The 16524-nt window shown below is 61.9% G+C and carries 19 protein-coding genes; 7 read left to right on the plus strand and 12 right to left on the minus strand.

All coding sequences use genetic code 11. The annotated features are described in order from the left end of the window. Nucleotides 1-122: 122 nt before the first annotated feature. From rplI to P9250_RS25730, 5 genes are all read right to left on the minus strand, one after another. Complete coding sequence (gene rplI / locus P9250_RS25710; protein WP_310395881.1) at nt 123-578, minus strand: 50S ribosomal protein L9; 456 nt, start codon at nt 576-578, stop codon at nt 123-125. 28 nt (nt 579-606) lie between these two features. Beyond that, on the minus strand, nt 607-882 hold the full coding sequence (gene rpsR, locus P9250_RS25715) for a 30S ribosomal protein S18 (protein ID WP_060857153.1): 276 nt from the start codon (nt 880-882) through the stop codon (nt 607-609). 2 nt (nt 883-884) lie between these two features. After that, nucleotides 885-1184 carry a primosomal replication protein N gene (gene priB / locus P9250_RS25720; RefSeq protein WP_244825224.1) on the minus strand — a complete coding sequence of 100 codons (300 nt, stop codon included), beginning with the start codon at nt 1182-1184 and terminating at the stop codon, nt 885-887. A 32-nt stretch (nt 1185-1216) separates the two neighbouring features. Then, on the minus strand, nt 1217-1588 hold the full coding sequence (rpsF, locus tag P9250_RS25725) for a 30S ribosomal protein S6 (protein ID WP_061117413.1): 372 nt from the start codon (nt 1586-1588) through the stop codon (nt 1217-1219). Between the two features lie 244 nt (nt 1589-1832). Further along, on the minus strand, nt 1833-2786 hold the full coding sequence (locus tag P9250_RS25730) for a LysR substrate-binding domain-containing protein (RefSeq protein ID WP_310395884.1): 954 nt from the start codon (nt 2784-2786) through the stop codon (nt 1833-1835). 162 nt (nt 2787-2948) lie between these two features. Between P9250_RS25730 and gcl the strand changes: the two genes are divergently transcribed. From gcl to lysM, 4 genes are all read left to right on the plus strand, one after another. Next, complete coding sequence (gene gcl, locus P9250_RS25735) at nt 2949-4730, plus strand: glyoxylate carboligase (protein ID WP_244825227.1); 1782 nt, start codon at nt 2949-2951, stop codon at nt 4728-4730. 36 nt (nt 4731-4766) lie between these two features. Then, nucleotides 4767-5567: a hydroxypyruvate isomerase gene (gene hyi, locus P9250_RS25740; RefSeq protein ID WP_310395888.1), complete on the plus strand. Its 801-nt coding sequence runs from the start codon at nt 4767-4769 to the stop codon at nt 5565-5567. Between the two features lie 29 nt (nt 5568-5596). Beyond that, on the plus strand, nt 5597-6505 hold the full coding sequence (locus tag P9250_RS25745) for a 2-hydroxy-3-oxopropionate reductase (RefSeq protein WP_244825230.1): 909 nt from the start codon (nt 5597-5599) through the stop codon (nt 6503-6505). A gap of 275 nt (nt 6506-6780) precedes the next feature. Continuing rightward, nucleotides 6781-7269 (plus strand): peptidoglycan-binding protein LysM, encoded by a 489-nt coding sequence (lysM, locus tag P9250_RS25750; protein WP_310395890.1) that lies wholly within the window; start codon nt 6781-6783, stop codon nt 7267-7269. Between the two features lie 45 nt (nt 7270-7314). Here lysM and P9250_RS25755 read toward each other — a convergent pair whose 3' ends face one another. The 6 genes from P9250_RS25755 to P9250_RS25780 all read right to left on the minus strand — a co-directional run bounded on the left by P9250_RS25755 (nt 7315) and on the right by P9250_RS25780 (nt 13394). Beyond that, the gene (locus tag P9250_RS25755; protein ID WP_310395892.1) at nt 7315-8322 is read right to left on the minus strand and encodes an asparaginase; all 1008 of its coding nucleotides are present in this window, start codon (nt 8320-8322) and stop codon (nt 7315-7317) included. A 40-nt stretch (nt 8323-8362) separates the two neighbouring features. Beyond that, nucleotides 8363-9289 (minus strand): CysB family HTH-type transcriptional regulator, encoded by a 927-nt coding sequence (locus P9250_RS25760; RefSeq protein ID WP_244825235.1) that lies wholly within the window; start codon nt 9287-9289, stop codon nt 8363-8365. A 12-nt stretch (nt 9290-9301) separates the two neighbouring features. Next, nucleotides 9302-10396: a sulfate ABC transporter ATP-binding protein gene (locus P9250_RS25765; protein ID WP_310395894.1), complete on the minus strand. Its 1095-nt coding sequence runs from the start codon at nt 10394-10396 to the stop codon at nt 9302-9304. A gap of 20 nt (nt 10397-10416) precedes the next feature. Beyond that, nucleotides 10417-11319 (minus strand): sulfate ABC transporter permease subunit CysW, encoded by a 903-nt coding sequence (gene cysW / locus P9250_RS25770; RefSeq protein WP_310395896.1) that lies wholly within the window; start codon nt 11317-11319, stop codon nt 10417-10419. After that, a complete protein-coding gene (cysT, locus tag P9250_RS25775) occupies nt 11316-12221 on the minus strand; it encodes a sulfate ABC transporter permease subunit CysT (RefSeq protein WP_310395898.1) in 906 nt (301 codons plus the stop codon). The genes cysW and cysT overlap by 4 nt, the downstream gene beginning before the upstream one ends. A 138-nt stretch (nt 12222-12359) precedes the next feature. Continuing rightward, nucleotides 12360-13394 carry a sulfate ABC transporter substrate-binding protein gene (locus P9250_RS25780; RefSeq protein ID WP_310395900.1) on the minus strand — a complete coding sequence of 345 codons (1035 nt, stop codon included), beginning with the start codon at nt 13392-13394 and terminating at the stop codon, nt 12360-12362. Between the two features lie 269 nt (nt 13395-13663). Between P9250_RS25780 and lexA the strand changes: the two genes are divergently transcribed. The 3 genes from lexA to P9250_RS25795 all read left to right on the plus strand — a co-directional run bounded on the left by lexA (nt 13664) and on the right by P9250_RS25795 (nt 15611). After that, on the plus strand, nt 13664-14341 hold the full coding sequence (gene lexA, locus P9250_RS25785) for a transcriptional repressor LexA (protein ID WP_250464764.1): 678 nt from the start codon (nt 13664-13666) through the stop codon (nt 14339-14341). 167 nt (nt 14342-14508) lie between these two features. Continuing rightward, nucleotides 14509-14835 (plus strand): hypothetical protein, encoded by a 327-nt coding sequence (locus P9250_RS25790; protein WP_244825242.1) that lies wholly within the window; start codon nt 14509-14511, stop codon nt 14833-14835. Nucleotides 14836-14993: 158 nt separating this feature from the next. Then, on the plus strand, nt 14994-15611 hold the full coding sequence (locus tag P9250_RS25795) for a DUF2939 domain-containing protein (RefSeq protein WP_310395904.1): 618 nt from the start codon (nt 14994-14996) through the stop codon (nt 15609-15611). 159 nt (nt 15612-15770) lie between these two features. Here the strand turns inward: P9250_RS25795 and P9250_RS25800 are convergent, their stop codons facing one another. Further along, nucleotides 15771-16280, minus strand: coding sequence for a universal stress protein (locus tag P9250_RS25800; protein WP_250464890.1), 510 nt, complete (start codon nt 16278-16280; stop codon nt 15771-15773). Nucleotides 16281-16524: the final 244 nt, after the last annotated feature.

Raw genomic sequence — 16524 nt, forward strand, 5'->3', positions numbered from 1 at the left:
TATCGATGAAATAGACGCAAGCGGACAATAAAAAAGGCAGGAACCTGAAACGGTTCCTGCCCTTCTTTTCTGCCGGACTCGGCTGGCTGGGCGTGAAGCCTTACCAGCGGTCCGCAGCGACCTTAGCCGTGCTCGCCCAGCACCGACACCGTGACGTCGACCAGCACGTCCGTATGCAGCGCCACTTGAACAGCGTGGTCGCCCACCAGCTTCAGCGGGCCTTGCGGCAGACGCACTTGCGCCTTTTCCACTTCTGCGAAGCCTTGAGCCTTGAGCGCTTCGGCGATGTCGGCGTTCGTGACCGAGCCGAACAGACGGCCGTCCACACCTGCCTTCTGCGAGATCTGAACCGTGAAGCCGTTCAGCTTTTCGCCTTGCTTTTGCGCGGAAGCCAGCTTTTCAGCAGCAACCTTTTCGAGATCGGCGCGGCGCACTTCGAATTCGGCGATTGCGTCTTTCGTTGCGCGGCGAGCCTTCTTGCCGGGGATCAGGAAGTTACGTGCGTAGCCGTCCTTGACCTTGACGATGTCGCCCAGGTTGCCCAGGTTGACGACTTTTTCCAAAAGAATAATTTGCATTTTGGCTTGTTCCTTATGCGTCGTCTGATTAGGCCTTGTGCAGGTCGGTGTACGGCAGGAGCGCGAGGAAACGCGCGCGCTTGATTGCCGTGTCGAGCTGGCGCTGATAGTGCGCCTTCGTGCCAGTCAGACGAGCCGGCGTGATCTTGCCGTTTTCGCCGACGAAGTCCTTCAGCGTTTCCGTGTCTTTGTAGTCGATGTACTCGACACCGGCTGCCGTGAAACGGCAGAACTTCTTGCGCTTGAAGAGCGGGTTTTGTTGCTGACGACGCTTGTCGAATTTCTTACCAGTCGGGCGGGGCATGTTCAGTCCTTTCCAATGTCCTGCAATTCTGTGATGTGAAACACCAGGGTTCGTGCGTTGCGGCTTTTTTTAGCCAGAAAGCCGGTGAAGCGTGTTTCCACGCCCATCTGACAGCTTTCCAGTCTGCCGCTCACCTCGCCGGCGGCTACGGCCGGCATTGTCAGTTCGACTTGACGGGCAATGCCCGCTTCGACGACTTCCGTTCGGTGATGCAACGTGCAGCTTGCGATTGGTACGCCGGCGGGCGTGTATCGCACCGGTTCGCGTTCCACGACGCTCGCTGTCAGTTGCAGCCTGTTCACTTAATTCCTGGTGGCTGACGAAAATCTTCGCCTTAAGCCTGCGCTTCGGACGGCTGCGAGGCCGCCTTCTTGGCTTCTTCGCGCTGCACTTCCTTCATCATCGGCGACGGGCCGGTTTCGGCCTTCTTCATCTTGACGATGAGGTGACGCAAAACGGCGTCGTTGAACTTGAATGCGTGCTCGAGTTCTTCGAGCGTAGCTTGATCGCATTCGATGTTCATGCAGACGTAGTGAGCCTTCGCGAGTTTCTCGATCATGTAGGCCAGTTGGCGACGGCCCCAGTCTTCGATACGGTGGATCTGGCCACCGTGCGAGGTGATCGTGCTCTTGTAGCGCTCGATCATGGCGGGCACTTGCTCGCTCTGATCGGGATGCACGATAAATACGATTTCGTAATGACGCATATTCACTCCTTGTACTGAACTTTTGGATTAAAGCCACCCGGGCGTCGGACCGGTGCGGCAAGTGAGAAGCCCAAGACTATAACGCGATGCCTTCCCCAAGGCAAGCCAAATCGGCGGTTTCCGAAAGACTTTGGCCATGATTTCAAGCAGTTACAACGTGGCCGCACAAAGCCGCACGAGTCGCACAAAGCCGAACAGAGCAGCACAGAGCCGCACGAGCCGCACAAAGCCGCGCGAGCGACGCTCAAGCTGCGTGCGTTCCGGCGGGCAATGGTTCGCCGGGAAGCGCGAGCGGACAGCTCCAATAACCGTCCTGCGCGTAAATTTCCTTCAAATAATCAATAAAGTAGCGCACGCGCGCCGGAACGTAGCGCTGCTGCGGATAAACCGCGAGGATGTCGTAGTCGGGCAGCTCGAAGTCGTCCAGCACGGTTTCGAGTTCGCCCGACGCCAACTGACGCTGAATCTCCCAGGTCGAACGCCAGCCGAGCCCGAGCCCCTCCGACGCCCAGCGATGCAGCAACTCGCCGTCGTTGCAGTCGAGATTGCCGGTCACGCGCACCGTCACGAGCTTGCCGTTACGGCGAAAGTACCAGCCGCGGTTCTGTCCGCCTTGCAGATTGAACGCAAGACAGTTGTGATTCGGCAAGTCTTCGAGCGTCTTCGGCCGGCCGTGCTTCCTGAAATACGCGGGCGTGCCGCAAACCACGCGGCGGTTGCTCGCGAGCTTCACGGCGACGAAGTTCGGGTCCACCGCCCCGCCGATGCGGATCGACAAGTCATAACCTTCGCGCACCAAATCGACGACGCGGTCGGTCAGATTGAACGACATCTGCAATTCCGGTTTGTCGACGAGGAAAAGCGGCGCGTGCGGCGCGACATGCATGCGCCCAAACGCCGCCGGCGCCGACACGATCAGATGCCCGCCCACCGCGCGCCGGCCGGCCGCGAGTTCGTTCTCGGCCTGATCCCACTCCGCGAGCAGATTCTTGCAGCGGTCGAGAAACGCTGCGCCCTCTTCGCTCACGACGAGCCTGCGCGTCGAGCGATACATCAGTTTGACGCCTAGGCGCTTTTCGAGCGCGTCGATGCGCCGGCCCAGGATCACCGGCGACACGCCCTCTTCCAGTGCCGCCGCCGCGAGACTGCCGGCTTCGGCCACGCGCACGAAGGTTTCGATCTGCTTGAAGCGGTCCATCTCTTTGTCTCCGGCCTCATTCGATACTTTTTGTTTGGTAAAAAACGACTCCGGTTGATCTTATCAAACCTTTTGCACGCGCCTAAAGTGCATCGGAAGCCTGCTGCCATGCGCACGACCAAGACAGCAACCCCGAATAGAGACCCCTGGAAGGAGACAACCATGCCCAAGATGAGAGCCGTCGACGCAGCCGTCCTCGTGCTGGAGAAGGAAGGCATCGACACCGCGTTCGGTGTGCCCGGCGCCGCCATCAACCCGTTTTACTCGGCGCTCAGAAAAGCCGGCAGCATCAGCCATGTGTTGGCGCGCCACGTCGAGGGCGCCTCGCACATGGCCGAAGGTTATACGCGCGCGGCTCCCGGCAATATCGGCGTTTGTATCGGTACGTCGGGGCCGGCGGGCACGGACATGATCACGGGCCTCTACTCGGCTCAGGCGGATTCGATCCCCATTCTCGCGATCACGGGCCAGGCGCCGCGTGCGCGTCTGTACAAGGAAGACTTCCAGGCCGTCGATATCGAATCGATCGCCAAGCCCGTCACCAAGTGGGCCGTCACCGTGCGCGAACCGGCGCTCGTGCCGCGCGTGTTTCAGCAGGCGTTCCATCTGATGCGCTCGGGCCGTCCGGGTCCGGTGCTGGTCGACTTGCCGATCGACGTGCAGCTCGCCGAGATCGAATTCGATATCGACACCTACGAGCCGCTGCCGATCTACAAGCCGAAAGCCACGCGCGCTCAGGTCGAAAAAGCGCTCTCGATGCTCAACGACGCCGAGAAGCCCTTGATCGTTTCCGGCGGCGGCGTGCTGAACGCAGCGGCGGAAGATCTGCTCGTCGAGTTCGCCGAAACGCTCGGCGTGCCAGTGATCCCGACTTTGATGTCGTGGGGCGCGATTCCCGACGATCATCCGCTGATGGCAGGCATGTGCGGTCTGCAGACGTCGCACCGCTACGGCAACGCGACCATGCTCGCGTCGGACTTCGTGCTTGGCATCGGCAATCGCTGGGCGAATCGCCATACGGGCAGCGTCGAGGTCTACACCAAGGGCCGTAAGTTCGTGCACGTGGATATCGAGCCGACGCAGATCGGCCGCGTGTTCGGACCGGACCTCGGCATCGTGTCGGATGCGAAGTTCGCGCTCGAACTCTTCGTCGAAGTGGCGAAGGAATGGAAAGCCGCGGGCAAGCTTGCGGACCGTTCGCAATGGGTCAAGGACTGCCAGCAACGCAAGAGCACGATGCTGCGCAAGACCCACTTCGACAACGTGCCGATGAAGCCGCAGCGCGTCTACGAAGAGATGAATCTCGCGTTCGATCGCGACACCTGCTTCGTCTCGACGATCGGTCTTTCGCAGATCGCGGGCGCGCAGTTCCTGCACGTGTTCAAGGCGCGTAACTGGATCAACTGCGGCCAGGCCGGCCCGCTCGGCTGGACCATTCCCGCCGCGCTCGGCGTGCGCGCCGCGGACCCGCAACGCAAGATCGTCGCGCTCTCGGGCGACTACGACTTCCAGTTCATGATCGAGGAACTCGCTGTCGGCGCGCAGTTCAAGCTGCCTTACGTGCACGTGGTCGTGAACAACTCGTATCTCGGTCTGATTCGTCAGGCGCAGCGCGGCTTCGACATGGACTACTGCGTGCAGCTCGCGTTCGACAACATCAACGCGCCGGAGCTCGAAGGATACGGCGTGGATCACGTCGCGGTCGCCGAGGGTCTTGGCTGCAAGGCGCTGCGCGTGCACAAGCCCGAAGACATCGCGCCGGCGTTGAAACAGGCGCAGGCGCTCGCGGCGCAACATCAGGTGCCGGTCGTGGTCGAGATGATTCTCGAACGCGTGACCAACATCGCGATGGGCACCGAGATCGACGCGATCAACGAGTTCGAAGAGCTCGCCGAAACGCGCGCCGATGCGCCGACCGCCGTGACCGTGACGCCGCTCGACTGAGCGTCCTAGAACTGACCGACCATCAGGAATAAAGACATGCCGAAATTTGCCGCGAACCTGACCATGCTGTTCAACGAAGTCCCTTTCCTCGACCGCTTCGCGGCGGCGTCGAAGGCGGGCTTCAAGGCGGTCGAGTTCCTGTTTCCGTATGCGTACTCGACCGGCGATTTGCAAGCACGCATCGAGGAACACGACCTGCGGATCGTGCTGCACAACCTGCCCGCGGGCAACTGGGAAGCGGGCGAACGCGGCATCGCCTGCCTGCCGGATCGCGTGAGCGAGTTCCGTGAAGGCGTGCCCCGCGCAATCGAATACGCGAAGGCGCTGAAGGTGCCGCAAGTGAACTGCCTCGTTGGCATTCCGACGGCGGGGGTATCGAAGGAACAGGCGCGCACGATGATCATCGAAAACCTGCGCTTCGCCGCCGATGCATTGAAGAAGGAAGGCATCCGCCTGCTCGTCGAGCCGTGCAATGCCTACGATATTCCGGGCTTCGCGCTGAACCGTTCGTCCGAAGGGCTCGACGTGATCCGTGCGGTCGGCTCGGACAATCTGTTCCTGCAATACGACATCTATCACATGCAGCGCATGGAAGGCGAACTGGCCGCGACGATCAAGAAGAACCTGGCGTCGATCGCGCATATCCAGCTCGCCGACAATCCGGGGCGCAACGAACCGGGCACGGGCGAGATCAACTACGCGTTCCTGTTCGATCTGCTCGATTCGATCGGCTACGAAGGATGGATCGGCTGCGAATACAAGCCGCTTGCAAGCACCGAAGCGGGCCTTGGCTGGCTTCGCACGATCGCCGCCGCAAAGCCGCGCGCCGCCGCTTAAAACCCGAGACACAAGGAGAGCAAGAGAGTATGGCAACCATTGGATTCATCGGCCTTGGCATCATGGGCGCGCACATGGCGCGCAACCTCTTGAAGGGCGGTCACAAGCTCGTCGTGAACGGCAAGTTTCCGGTGCCCGACGACATCCGCGCACAGACGCAAGTCGCGGCCGATTCCACCGGCGTGGCGCAAGCGAGCGAGATCGTCATCACGATGGTGCCCGACACGCCCGATGTCGCCAACGTCCTCTTCGCCGATGACGGCGTGGCCAACGGCCTCACGAAGGGCAAGCTCGTGATCGACATGAGCTCGATCAACCCGCTCGATACGCAGGACTTCGCGAAGAAGATCAACGCGCTCGGCTGCGACTATCTCGATGCGCCCGTGTCCGGCGGCGAAGTCGGCGCGCGCGAGGCATCGCTCACGATCATGGTGGGTGGCCCGCAGAAATCGTTCGATATCGCGAAGCCTCTGTTCGATCTCATGGGCAAGAACATCTCGCTCATCGGCGACAACGGCGCGGGTCAGACCTGCAAGGTGGCGAATCAGATCATCGTCGCGCTCAACATCGAAGCCGTCGCCGAGGCCTTGTTGTTTGCCTCGCGTTCGGGCGCCGATCCGGAACGCGTGCGCCGGGCGTTAATGGGCGGGTTCGCCGCGTCACGCATTCTCGAAGTGCACGGCGAGCGCATGACGAAGCGCACGTTCGACCCGGGCTTCCGTATCGAACTGCATCAGAAGGACTTGAATCTTGCGCTCGAAGGCGCGCGCAAGATGGGTCTCGCCCTGCCCCACACCGCGAGCGCGCAGCAGTTGTTCAGCGTGTGCGCGGCCAATGGCGGCAAAGCCTGGGATCACTCGGGACTCGTGCGGGCGCTTGAAATCATGTCGAACTTCCAGGTTGCTCAAGAACCGCAGAAGGCGAAAGCCGCGGCTTGAACGACCGGTACCGTGGGGCGTCCCGCGTATGGGCACGCGGGACAAATGCCGCTCTGGGCTGAGGGCGGCAAGTGGGGTCCGAGAGCGGCACCCGTCGGTCGAGCCGGGTAAGCCTTGGTCGGTCAGACGGTTTTCCGTCGGGTGTCCGCGTCGGATTGTTGGATCGCGCATGAACCAGCCATTGTCACAATCTCCGAACTATCCTTGAAGTGATGCGACTAACGAAGCCTTGCCCTGGCGCAAGCGCTCACCATCGACACTTAAGGAGTTCAGCAATGGGAATCCTCAGCTTTATCAAGGAAGCAGGCGAGAAGCTCTTTGGTGCAACCTGGCAAACCGCGCAGGCCGCGCCCGCGGCCGTGGATGTCGCGGAGCTCAATCTCAAGGCCGGCGAAGCCATCGCGACGTACATTCGTTCGCAAGGGCTCGAAGCGCAGGATCTGCAAGTGAAGTACGACGGCGCGTCGCATACGGTCACCGTATCGGGCGAAGCGGCGGATCAGGCCACGAAGGAGAAGATCCTCGTCGCGGCGGGCAACGTGCAGCACGTGGACAAGGTGGATGACCAACTGACCGTGCCATCGCCCGCTCCGGAGTCGCAATTTCATACGGTCGTGGCCGGCGACAATCTCTGGAAAATCGCGGAGAAGTATTACGGCAGCGGCGCGAAGAACGATGTCATCTTCGAAGCCAACAAACCCATGCTCAAGAGCCCGGACAAGATCTATCCGGGACAGGTGCTACGCATTCCGGCTGCAAGCTGAAGCAACGAAAAACGCGAACTCCGGTTCGCGTTTTTCGTTTCGGTTTCAGTATGTCTCGAAGATGCGCTGCAGGCCGGGCGCATCGCTCACGCCTCTCGCGAGCGCCAGTTGCAACAGCACGCGCGCCTTGTACGGATTGAGCGTGCCCGCGCTGACGGTGCCGAGCGCATCGTCGGGTGCGGCGCCGTTGCGCATCACATGGCCCGAGCCGACGCGCGATGAACGCACCACCGCCACGCCTCGCCCAATGGCATCGGCGAAGGCTTGCGCGAGCGTCGAACTCATGGAGCCGTTGCCGGTACCCGCAAGCACGATGCCCTTCACGCCAGCGCCGACGAGCGCATCGACCGGAACGCGCGATACGCCCGCATAACTCGCGACGATTTCGACCATCGGCCAGTCTTGCGGAACGGTGAATTCGCTCGCGAGCGTGTGCGGCCGCACGACCGTGCGTTGGAAGTCGACGCGTCCGTCCTGCACGAAACCGAGCGCGCCCGCTTCGGGCGAACGAAAGGCATCGACGGCATAGGTGCTCGTCTTCGTGACTTCGCGTGCGCTGTGGATCAAATTGTTGAACGCGATCAGCACGCCCTGCCCCGCCGCCTGCCTCGAAGCGGCGACCGTCAGCGCGTTGAGCAGATTCAACGGACCATCGGCGGACAGCGCACTGGAGGGCCGCATCGCCGCGGTCAGGACGACCGGCTTCGCGCTCTTCACCGTCAAATGCAGCAAGTAAGCGGTCTCTTCGAGCGTGTCCGTGCCGTGCGTGACGACCACGCCATCGATATCGTCTTGCGCGAGCAGTGCATCGATCCGCCGCGAAAGCGTCGTCCACAGCGCGGGCGTCATGTCCTTGCTGTCGATGCTCGCAATCTGTTCCGCGTGAATGCGCGCGACCGAGCCGAGCGCGGGCACGGCTTCGAGCAGCTTGTCGACGCCGACCACGCCTGCCTTGTAACCCGCTGTCCTGGATGCATCGCCAGCTTGTCCGGCGATGGTGCCGCCCGTCGCGAGAACGGCGAGGCGCGGCAAGGTATCGAGAGAAGTGTTCATGCCGGCGATTGTAAATCAGCCGAGATGAACCTGAACTCGCTCAAGCCGCTTCGCGCAGTTGCGCCGCGATCTGCGCTTCGTCGAGTTGCGGCGCGAACATCTCGATCAGCCGGTAAGCGTAAGCCCGCAAGAACGCGCCCTTGCGCAAGCCGACGCGCGTCGTGCTCGCCTCGAACAGATGCTGTGTATCGAGCGCGACGAGTTCGCTGTCGCGCTTCGGGTCATACGCCATCGCCGCGACGATGCCGATACCCATGCCAAGCTCGACATACGTCTTGATCACGTCGGCATCGATGGCGGTGAGGACGATATCGGGAATGGCACCCGCGCTCGCGAAGGCCTGGTCGATATGCGAGCGTCCCGTGAAATCCTGATCGTAAGTGACGACGGGATACTCGGCGATCTGTTCCAGCGTGATGTTCTCGAGTCCGACGAGCGGATGGCCCTTCGGCACGACGACCGTGTGATGCCACGAGTAGCACGGGAACGTGACGATGTCGGGATAGCGGTCGAGCGCTTCCGTCGAGATGCCGATATCCGCTTCGCCGTTGATGATCATCTGCGCGATTTGCTGCGGACTGCCCTGACGCAGCGCGAGATGCACCTTCGGGAACACTTCCGTGAACTGGCGGATCACCTTCGGCAGCGCGTAACGCGCTTGCGTGTGCGTCGTCGCCACGACGAGATGGCCGTTGTCCTGATCCGCGAACTGGCGCGCGACGCGGCGCAGGTTTTCAGCGTCGAGCAACATGCGCTCAATCAACTGATGCACCTGTTTGCCAGGCTCGGTAAGACCGGTCAGACGCTTGCCGCGTCGGATGAAGATATCGACGCCGAGTTCGTCCTCGAGGTCCTTGATCTGCTTCGACACGCCAGACTGCGACGTATAGAGCACGTTCGCGACCTCGGTCAGATTCATGTTCTGACGCACTGCTTCGCGCACGAAGCGCAATTGCTGGAAGTTCATTTCAGCCTCTCTTTATGCCGTTGCTTTTGTTTGTTGTGCCCCGCTCGCATCGCCTGCCGGGAAGACGCGCAACGCGCGCGGCACGGCGGTCGCGCCGTCGCCTACGTCGAGTCGCAGCGTGCGCCACGACTCGCGGTCGAGTTCCGCTTCGAGAATGCGCCCCGAGTTGCCTTCGAGTTCCACGCGCACGGAGCCGCCGAGCGTCACCACGCGCCGCACGCCGACCACGATGCCGTCGCGATGCGTGCCATCGACGGGATAGATCGCCAGATCGTGCGGCCGCACATAGGCCAGCGCGCGGCCGCTGAAATGCGCGGGCACGGCAATGGCCTGCGTGGCGCCATCGGCGACGAAGCCGTTGGCATCGACATGACCTTGCAGGCGATTGGCCGCACCGAGGAACTCGTAGACGAACGAGGTCTGCGGATGGTCATACACGTCTTGCGGGCTGCCCACCTGCTCCACGCGCCCGTGATTCATCACGACGATGCGGTCCGCCACTTCGAGCGCCTCTTCCTGGTCGTGCGTGACGAAGAGCGTCGAGATATGCAGATCGTCGTGCAGACGGCGCAGCCAGCTACGTAATTCCTTGCGCACCTTGGCGTCGAGCGCGCCGAAAGGTTCGTCGAGCAGCAGCACTTTAGGTTCGACGGCAAGCGCTCGCGCCAACGCGATACGTTGACGCTGACCGCCCGACAGTTCGGACGGAAAGCGCTCCGCGAGCCAGTCGAGTTGCACGAGCTTCAACAATTCATGCACCTTCTCGCGGATGACGGCCTCCGTTGGCCGCTCGCGACGCGGCTTCACGCGCAAGCCGAAGGCGACGTTCTCGAACACGGTCATGTGGCGGAACAGCGCGTAATGCTGGAACACGAAGCCGACTTGCCGCTCACGCGCGCCCACTTCGGCAACGTCCTCGCCGTTGAGCACGACCTGACCGGCATCGGCATATTCGAGGCCGGCGATCACGCGCAAGAGCGTGGTCTTGCCGCAGCCGGAAGGTCCGAGCAGCGCGACGAGTTCGCCCGACGGAAAATCCAGCGTGACGTTGTCGAGCGCGGTGAAGGTGCCGAAGCGCTTCTGCAGATTGCGAACGATGATGCTCATGATTGATCCACGCCTTCCATTTATACGGTTGCCTTCGCGTCGCTCAGCGTGGCCGTCATGCGGCGCTCCGCGAGCAGCTTCAGCCCGAGCGTGACGAGCGCGAGCAATGCAAGCAGCGACGCCACCGCGAAGGCGGCCGAGAAGTTGTATTCGTTGTAGAGAATCTCGACGTGCAGCGGCATGGTGTCGGTCTGGCCGCGAATGTGGCCCGAGACCACCGAGACCGCGCCGAACTCGCCCATCGCGCGCGCGTTACAGAGAATCACGCCGTAGAGCAGGCCCCACTTCACGTTGGGCAAGGTCACGCGCCGGAAGATCTGCCAGCCCGACGCGCCGAGCACGTGCGCGGCCTCTTCCTCGTCGTTGCCTTGCGCCTGCATCAACGGAATCAGTTCGCGCGCGACGAACGGGAAAGTCACGAAGATGGTCGCGAGCACGATTCCCGGCACCGCGAAGATGATCTGCACATCGTGCGAAATCAGCCACGGTCCGAACCAGCCCTGCGCGCCGAACATGAGCACGTAGATGAGGCCGGAGATCACGGGCGACACCGAGAACGGCAAGTCGATGAGCGTCGTCAGAAGCGCCTTGCCGCGAAACTCGAACTTGGCGATGGCCCACGATGCCGCGAGCCCGAACACCACGTTGAGCGGCACGGCAATCGCGGCGGTCAAGAGCGTGAGCTTGATGGCCGACCACGCGTCCGGGTCCTTGAGCGAATCGAAGTAATAGTCGATGCCTTTCGCGAAGGCCTGCACGAACACGGCGACGAGTGGCACGACCAGAAACAGCGCGAGAAACACGAGCGCGATACCCGTGAGTATCCAGCGCACGGCGCGCGGTTCGGTGACGGGATTGAGCCGGTTGGTCTCGCCGCGCGCGGCGGTGTTCACGGGAAGCGCCTTGCTGTTTGGCGTGCTCATGCGTGACCTCTGCCCGGAGTTCCGGCATGCAGCGAGGGCCCCGCGGCCACCGCGGGCGCCGCGCCCGTCTTGCTCGTGCGGCGTTGCAGGAACCATTGCAGCGTGTTGATGAGGAGCAGCATGAGAAAGGACACGCACAGCATCACGACGGCGATGGCCGTCGCGCCGGCATAGTCGTACTGTTCGAGCTTGGTGATGATGAGCAGCGACGTGATCTCCGATTTCATCGGTACATTGCCCGCGATGAAGATGACCGAACCGTATTCGCCGAGCGCGCGCGCGAACGCAAGCGCGAAACCGGTCAGAAGCGCGGGAAAGAGCGCCGGCAACACGACGCGGCGAAACGTCAGCCAGCGCGTGGCGCCGAGACATGCGGCGGCTTCTTCCTGTTCGCGCTCGAAGTCTTCGAGCACCGGCTGCACCGTGCGCACGACGAACGGCAAGCCGATGAACGTCAGCGCCACGAGCACGCCGAGCGGCGTGAACGCCACCTTGATGCCGAGCGGCGCGAGATACTGCCCGATCCAGCCGTTGCTCGCGTACACGGCGGCAAGCGAAATGCCGGCAACGGAGGTCGGCAGCGCAAACGGCAGATCGACGATGGCATCGACGACACGCTTGAACGGGAACGTGTAACGCACGAGCACCCATGCGACCAGGAAGCCGAAGATCGCGTTGATGACCGCCCCGCCGAGCGCCGCCGTGAACGTGAGTCGATACGACGCCAGCACACGCGGCCCGGTGACGGCGCGAACGAACTGCGCCCAGTCGAGCGTCGCGGTCTTGGCGAAGGTCGCCGCAAGCGGAATCAGCACCACGAGGCTCAGGTAAGCCACCGTGATGCCAATCGTCAGCCCGAAGCCGGGTAACGCACTCGGCTTTCGGAAAGTGAACGTTGTCATCTTTGCTTCATCCTTGATCGTCCTGCCTTCGGCGCCGGGGGATAAGCGCACTGTTTTTTTGTCTCGTCATGCGCGGCCGTCTTTGCGGCCGCTTTCATTGCGACTCGAGCGCCTCGCGGCGCCCGGTCTCTTGCCTGCTTACTGCGGCTGATAAATCGAATCGAACACGCCGCCGTCCGCGAAGTGCGTCTTCTGCGCTTTGGTCCAGCCACCGAAGGTGTCGTCGATGGTGTAGAGCTTGAGCTTGGGGAACTGCTTGGTCAGCTCTGCGGGCACCTTGTCCGAACGCGGACGATAGAAATTGCGCGCCGCGATCTGCTGGCCTTCGTCGCTATACAGATACTTCAGATACGCTTCGGCCAGCTTGCGCGTGCCGTGCTTGTCGACGACCTTGTCCACCACCGCCACCGGCGGCTCGGCCAGAATGCTCACCGAAGGAACCACGATCTGAAACTTCTCCGGACCGAATTCCTTGAGTGACAGGAACGCCTCGTTTTCCCATGCGATCAGCACGTCGCCCTGACCGCGCTGCACGAAGCTGGTGGTCGCGCCGCGTGCGCCGGAATCGAGAACGCCTGCGTTCTTGTAGAGCTTGGTCACGAACTCCTTCGCGGTCTCTTCGTTGCCGCCGGGCTTGTGTTGCGCATACGCCCACGCCGCCAGATAGTTCCAGCGCGCGCCGCCCGAGGTCTTCGGGTTCGGCGTGACGATCGACACGCCCGGCTTGGTGAGATCGTCCCAGTCCTTGATGCCCTTCGGGTTGCCCTTGCGCACCAGAAACACAATGGTCGACGTGTACGGCGATGCATTGTCCGGCAGACGCTTCTGCCAGTCCGTCCCGACGATGCCCTTGGAGGCGAGCGCGTCGATGTCGTAAGCAAGCGCAAGCGTCACGACGTCTGCCTGAAGCCCGTCTAGAACCGCGCGCGCCTGGCCGCCGGAACCGCCATGAGATTGCTTGAAGGTGACCGTTTCGCCGGTGTCCGCCTTCCACTTCTTCGCAAAGGCCTGGTTGAAGTCCTGATACAACTCGCGCGTCGGATCGTACGAGACGTTCAGAAACGACGTGTCCGCGTGCGCGGTGGCCGAGATTCCGAAACTCGCCGCCGTGATCGCCAGCGCGGCAAAGAGTTGTTTCGCGCCGCCCTTCAATCCAGCCCTGATGCTATACATTCCCCGTTCTCCGTCTTATCGAATTGACGGAATCAGTCTAAAGGCGAGCTTATATGATTAGAAATAATTGTTTCTCACTTTTTTAGATACAAAAGTGCTAAAGCGGGTTATTTCGCGGTTTGAGAGGCAAGTAGAGACGGTTCGAGCGCGCTGCAGCCTTGTCAGTAAAGGATCTGGCGACGAACTTCAAGTAAAGCTTGAAAAGCGCGAAATACTGTATAAAAATACAGTCATCTGTCCATCCATACAGTGCGCCGAGGCTCCAGCAAGTGACCAAACCCTCAAAACTTACCGCGCGACAGCAGCAAGTGTTCGAGCTCATCCAGCGAGCCATCGACCGCACGGGCTTTCCGCCCACGCGTGCCGAGATCGCTGCCGAGCTTGGCTTCAGCTCCGCGAACTCCGCCGAGGAACATCTGCGGGCACTGGCGCGCAAGGGCGTGATCGAACTCGCGGCGGGTTCGTCGCGTGGCATCCGCCTGTTGGGAGGCTCCGCGCGCATCGACCGTTCGGACGATCTTCCGCATCAGTTCACCTTGCCGCATCAGAGCATCATGCAGTTGTCGCTTCCGCTGGTCGGGCGCGTTGCGGCGGGCAGCCCCATCCTTGCGCAGGAGCATATCTCGCAACACTATGCGTGCGACCCTGCGTTCTTTTCGGGCAAGCCCGACTATTTGCTGAAGGTGCGCGGCTTGTCCATGCGCGACGCGGGCATTCTCGACGGCGACCTGCTTGCCGTACAGAAGCGCAATGAAGCGAAAGACGGGCAGATCGTGGTCGCGCGTATTGGCGACGATGTCACGGTGAAACGCTGGAAGCGCCGGCCAGATGGCGTGGAATTGGTCGCGGAGAATCCCGACTACGAAAACATCTTCGTGCGCTCCGGCAGCGGTGACTTCGCGCTGGAAGGAATCGCGGTCGGGCTCATCCGCTCCGGCGAGTTCTAACGCACGACTCGAGCGCGCGGCGCGTCAACATCGCCGCCCGCTTCGCCTCCTCGCCCTCGCGCGACGCGGCACGTTTCAAAAATTACAAGCATGACGGCCACCGCTCGCGGCGTGCCGCGGTGCGTCCTATCGTCTGTCGTCTGTCGTCCGCCGTCTGGAGAGTCATCATGGAACGTTTCGCCCGTTTGCTGCCCTTTCGTCAGTTTGGCCGTCTGCGTCATTTGCGCTCGCTGATCTCATGCGCCGTGGCGCGACCTGAAGCGGCGCCCGATCTCTTCGACGAGATGCCCGCGTTGCCGTCGCGTCAACCCGCCTTCGCCCGTGTGTCGCTCAATAGCGCGGTGCATGCGGAATCGGAACAGCGCGCGCCGGTGCGGGTGTATCGCAGTGAGTCGCGGGTAATCATGGTCGGCAATATCGGCGAGGTGTCGCGCATGATCGACCGGTGTATCGACGAGGAACGCGCCGGCGTTAGCAGCGGCATTCTGGCCTGAGCGCGGTCGAGCGTTTGCCGAGTGAATTTGAGTTATGTGCAATGCAGGCAGTCCGCAATCTATCGGCTGCAAGGAATGAAGCTCGGGATATATCCGGCGTGAACATGGTCAATCGTTCTTTCATGTCACCCATGTCACGCCAGGGGTCGTTCCTTCGCATGTCCCGCACTACGCGTTGTTTCGTCGCCGCGCTCGTCATTCTCTTCATCGTTGCAGGGTTAAGCCTTGTCTATGCGTCGCCCTATATCGCGCTGAACCGCGTCAAGCACGCGGCCGATGCGCGCGATGCACAGACCGTCAACGAATACGTCGACTTCCCTGCACTGCGTGAAAGTCTCAAAGAGCAAGTCGGCGCACTGCTGACGCGGCGCGTCGATATCCAGAAGAGCGGCAATCCGCTCGCGATCATCGGTGCAATGATCGGCGCGGCGCTCGTAGGGCCGCTGGTGGATTCCTACGCTACGCCCGAAGGCGTCGCCGCGATTTTGAATGGCATTCCGCCGCGGGGAGATCCAGGCGAGCATCCACCCGATGTCGTGCCACCGGTTCGAGACGGTCAGGCGGCGGCGAGTTCACCGCCGTCGGAAGCGGCATCGAGCATGGTTGCGACTCAAGAACCGCCGCGACAACCACCGCAGACCACGGCCGGATATCGCAGCTTCGATACGTTCGTGGTGACCTACCAGCACGGTGCCGGCGATGCGCGGTACTCCGCGATCTTTCATCGGTACGGGTTGATAACGTGGAAGCTGGTTGCGGTTGATTTGAACGGGTGAGTTCGTTGTTGGACAACCATTAAAGTGCCGGTAAGCGCTTCATGGCATTTTTTGCGGCGTTAAGCGTGCGCGGCCGTCACGCAAGGAGACGGCAGCTGGCGCTGATAGCGCAAAAGAGCACTGGCCGACGCAGGCCAGCCTCATCGCGCAAAGCTATCCTCAAACACTTACTTCGGCCCGGTCCGGCTTCGCCGCATAAGCCGCCTCATCTTCCGCTTCGGCCGACTCACCTGCCTGACAAACCGCAACCAATATGCTGCATGACACGCGATCGAGCAGCGGTGTGTTGCCCGCGCCCATCCACCAGCGCGCGAGACCGCTGCGGCATCGATGGCCGACCACGACCAGATCGACCTTGAGACTTTCCGCCAGCGTGGCGATTTCATCGATCGGATGCCCGAATGCGAAATGCCCCTGCGCCTGCAAGCCGCGTTCGCGCAGCCACTCCACGCCTTCTTGCAGGATATCGCGTGCGGCATCCTCGAACCGTCCGCATGCCATGTCGGTCAGAAGACCGGCGCTTTGCGCAATGCTCGAACGCATATCCACCACCGCCAGCACGTGCGTCTCCGCGTTCAAGGCAAGCGCGAGATTCGCGCCCTGACGCAACGCCTTGCGGCCCTCTCTGGAGCCGTCGTAGCACAACAGGATTTTTCGATAGCCTGACATCATGATCTCCCTGCCGCGTAGCCGATGGTGTCGGCAAATCGAGTGCGGCGCATCTTCATCATGGTAGGTCGCCTCATGCGTGGCAACGATGGAAAACGCTTACACGGCAACAAGCGCTAGCGCACACCGTGCCAGAGGCGTGCGAGCCTTGCCGGACAGGCTTGCGGCGCCATTTGCCAAAACAACAGGAAGAAGCGATGCACGCTTCGATCACAGGAACGATGCATGCGCTTGCATGCAAAGC

The sequence above is a fragment of the Caballeronia sp. LP006 genome, assembly GCF_031450995.1.
Lineage (GTDB): Bacteria > Pseudomonadota > Gammaproteobacteria > Burkholderiales > Burkholderiaceae > Caballeronia.

Excerpts from the sequence above, each read along its gene's own strand:
- rplI (WP_310395881.1), bottom strand. The coding sequence starts at position 578 with ATGCAAATTATTCTTTTGGAAAAAGTCGTCAACCTGGGCAACCTGGGC.
- rpsR (WP_060857153.1), bottom strand. The coding sequence starts at position 882 with ATGCCCCGCCCGACTGGTAAGAAATTCGACAAGCGTCGTCAGCAACAA.
- rpsF (WP_061117413.1), bottom strand. The coding sequence starts at position 1,588 with ATGCGTCATTACGAAATCGTATTTATCGTGCATCCCGATCAGAGCGAG.
- P9250_RS25730 (WP_310395884.1), bottom strand. The coding sequence starts at position 2,786 with ATGGACCGCTTCAAGCAGATCGAAACCTTCGTGCGCGTGGCCGAAGCC.
- gcl (WP_244825227.1), top strand. The coding sequence starts at position 2,949 with ATGCCCAAGATGAGAGCCGTCGACGCAGCCGTCCTCGTGCTGGAGAAG.
- hyi (WP_310395888.1), top strand. The coding sequence starts at position 4,767 with ATGCCGAAATTTGCCGCGAACCTGACCATGCTGTTCAACGAAGTCCCT.
- P9250_RS25745 (WP_244825230.1), top strand. The coding sequence starts at position 5,597 with ATGGCAACCATTGGATTCATCGGCCTTGGCATCATGGGCGCGCACATG.
- lysM (WP_310395890.1), top strand. The coding sequence starts at position 6,781 with ATGGGAATCCTCAGCTTTATCAAGGAAGCAGGCGAGAAGCTCTTTGGT.
- P9250_RS25755 (WP_310395892.1), bottom strand. The coding sequence starts at position 8,322 with ATGAACACTTCTCTCGATACCTTGCCGCGCCTCGCCGTTCTCGCGACG.
- P9250_RS25760 (WP_244825235.1), bottom strand. The coding sequence starts at position 9,289 with ATGAACTTCCAGCAATTGCGCTTCGTGCGCGAAGCAGTGCGTCAGAAC.
- P9250_RS25765 (WP_310395894.1), bottom strand. The coding sequence starts at position 10,396 with ATGAGCATCATCGTTCGCAATCTGCAGAAGCGCTTCGGCACCTTCACC.
- cysW (WP_310395896.1), bottom strand. The coding sequence starts at position 11,319 with ATGAGCACGCCAAACAGCAAGGCGCTTCCCGTGAACACCGCCGCGCGC.
- cysT (WP_310395898.1), bottom strand. The coding sequence starts at position 12,221 with ATGACAACGTTCACTTTCCGAAAGCCGAGTGCGTTACCCGGCTTCGGG.
- P9250_RS25780 (WP_310395900.1), bottom strand. The coding sequence starts at position 13,394 with ATGTATAGCATCAGGGCTGGATTGAAGGGCGGCGCGAAACAACTCTTT.
- P9250_RS25790 (WP_244825242.1), top strand. The coding sequence starts at position 14,509 with ATGGAACGTTTCGCCCGTTTGCTGCCCTTTCGTCAGTTTGGCCGTCTG.
- P9250_RS25795 (WP_310395904.1), top strand. The coding sequence starts at position 14,994 with ATGTCCCGCACTACGCGTTGTTTCGTCGCCGCGCTCGTCATTCTCTTC.
- P9250_RS25800 (WP_250464890.1), bottom strand. The coding sequence starts at position 16,280 with ATGTCAGGCTATCGAAAAATCCTGTTGTGCTACGACGGCTCCAGAGAG.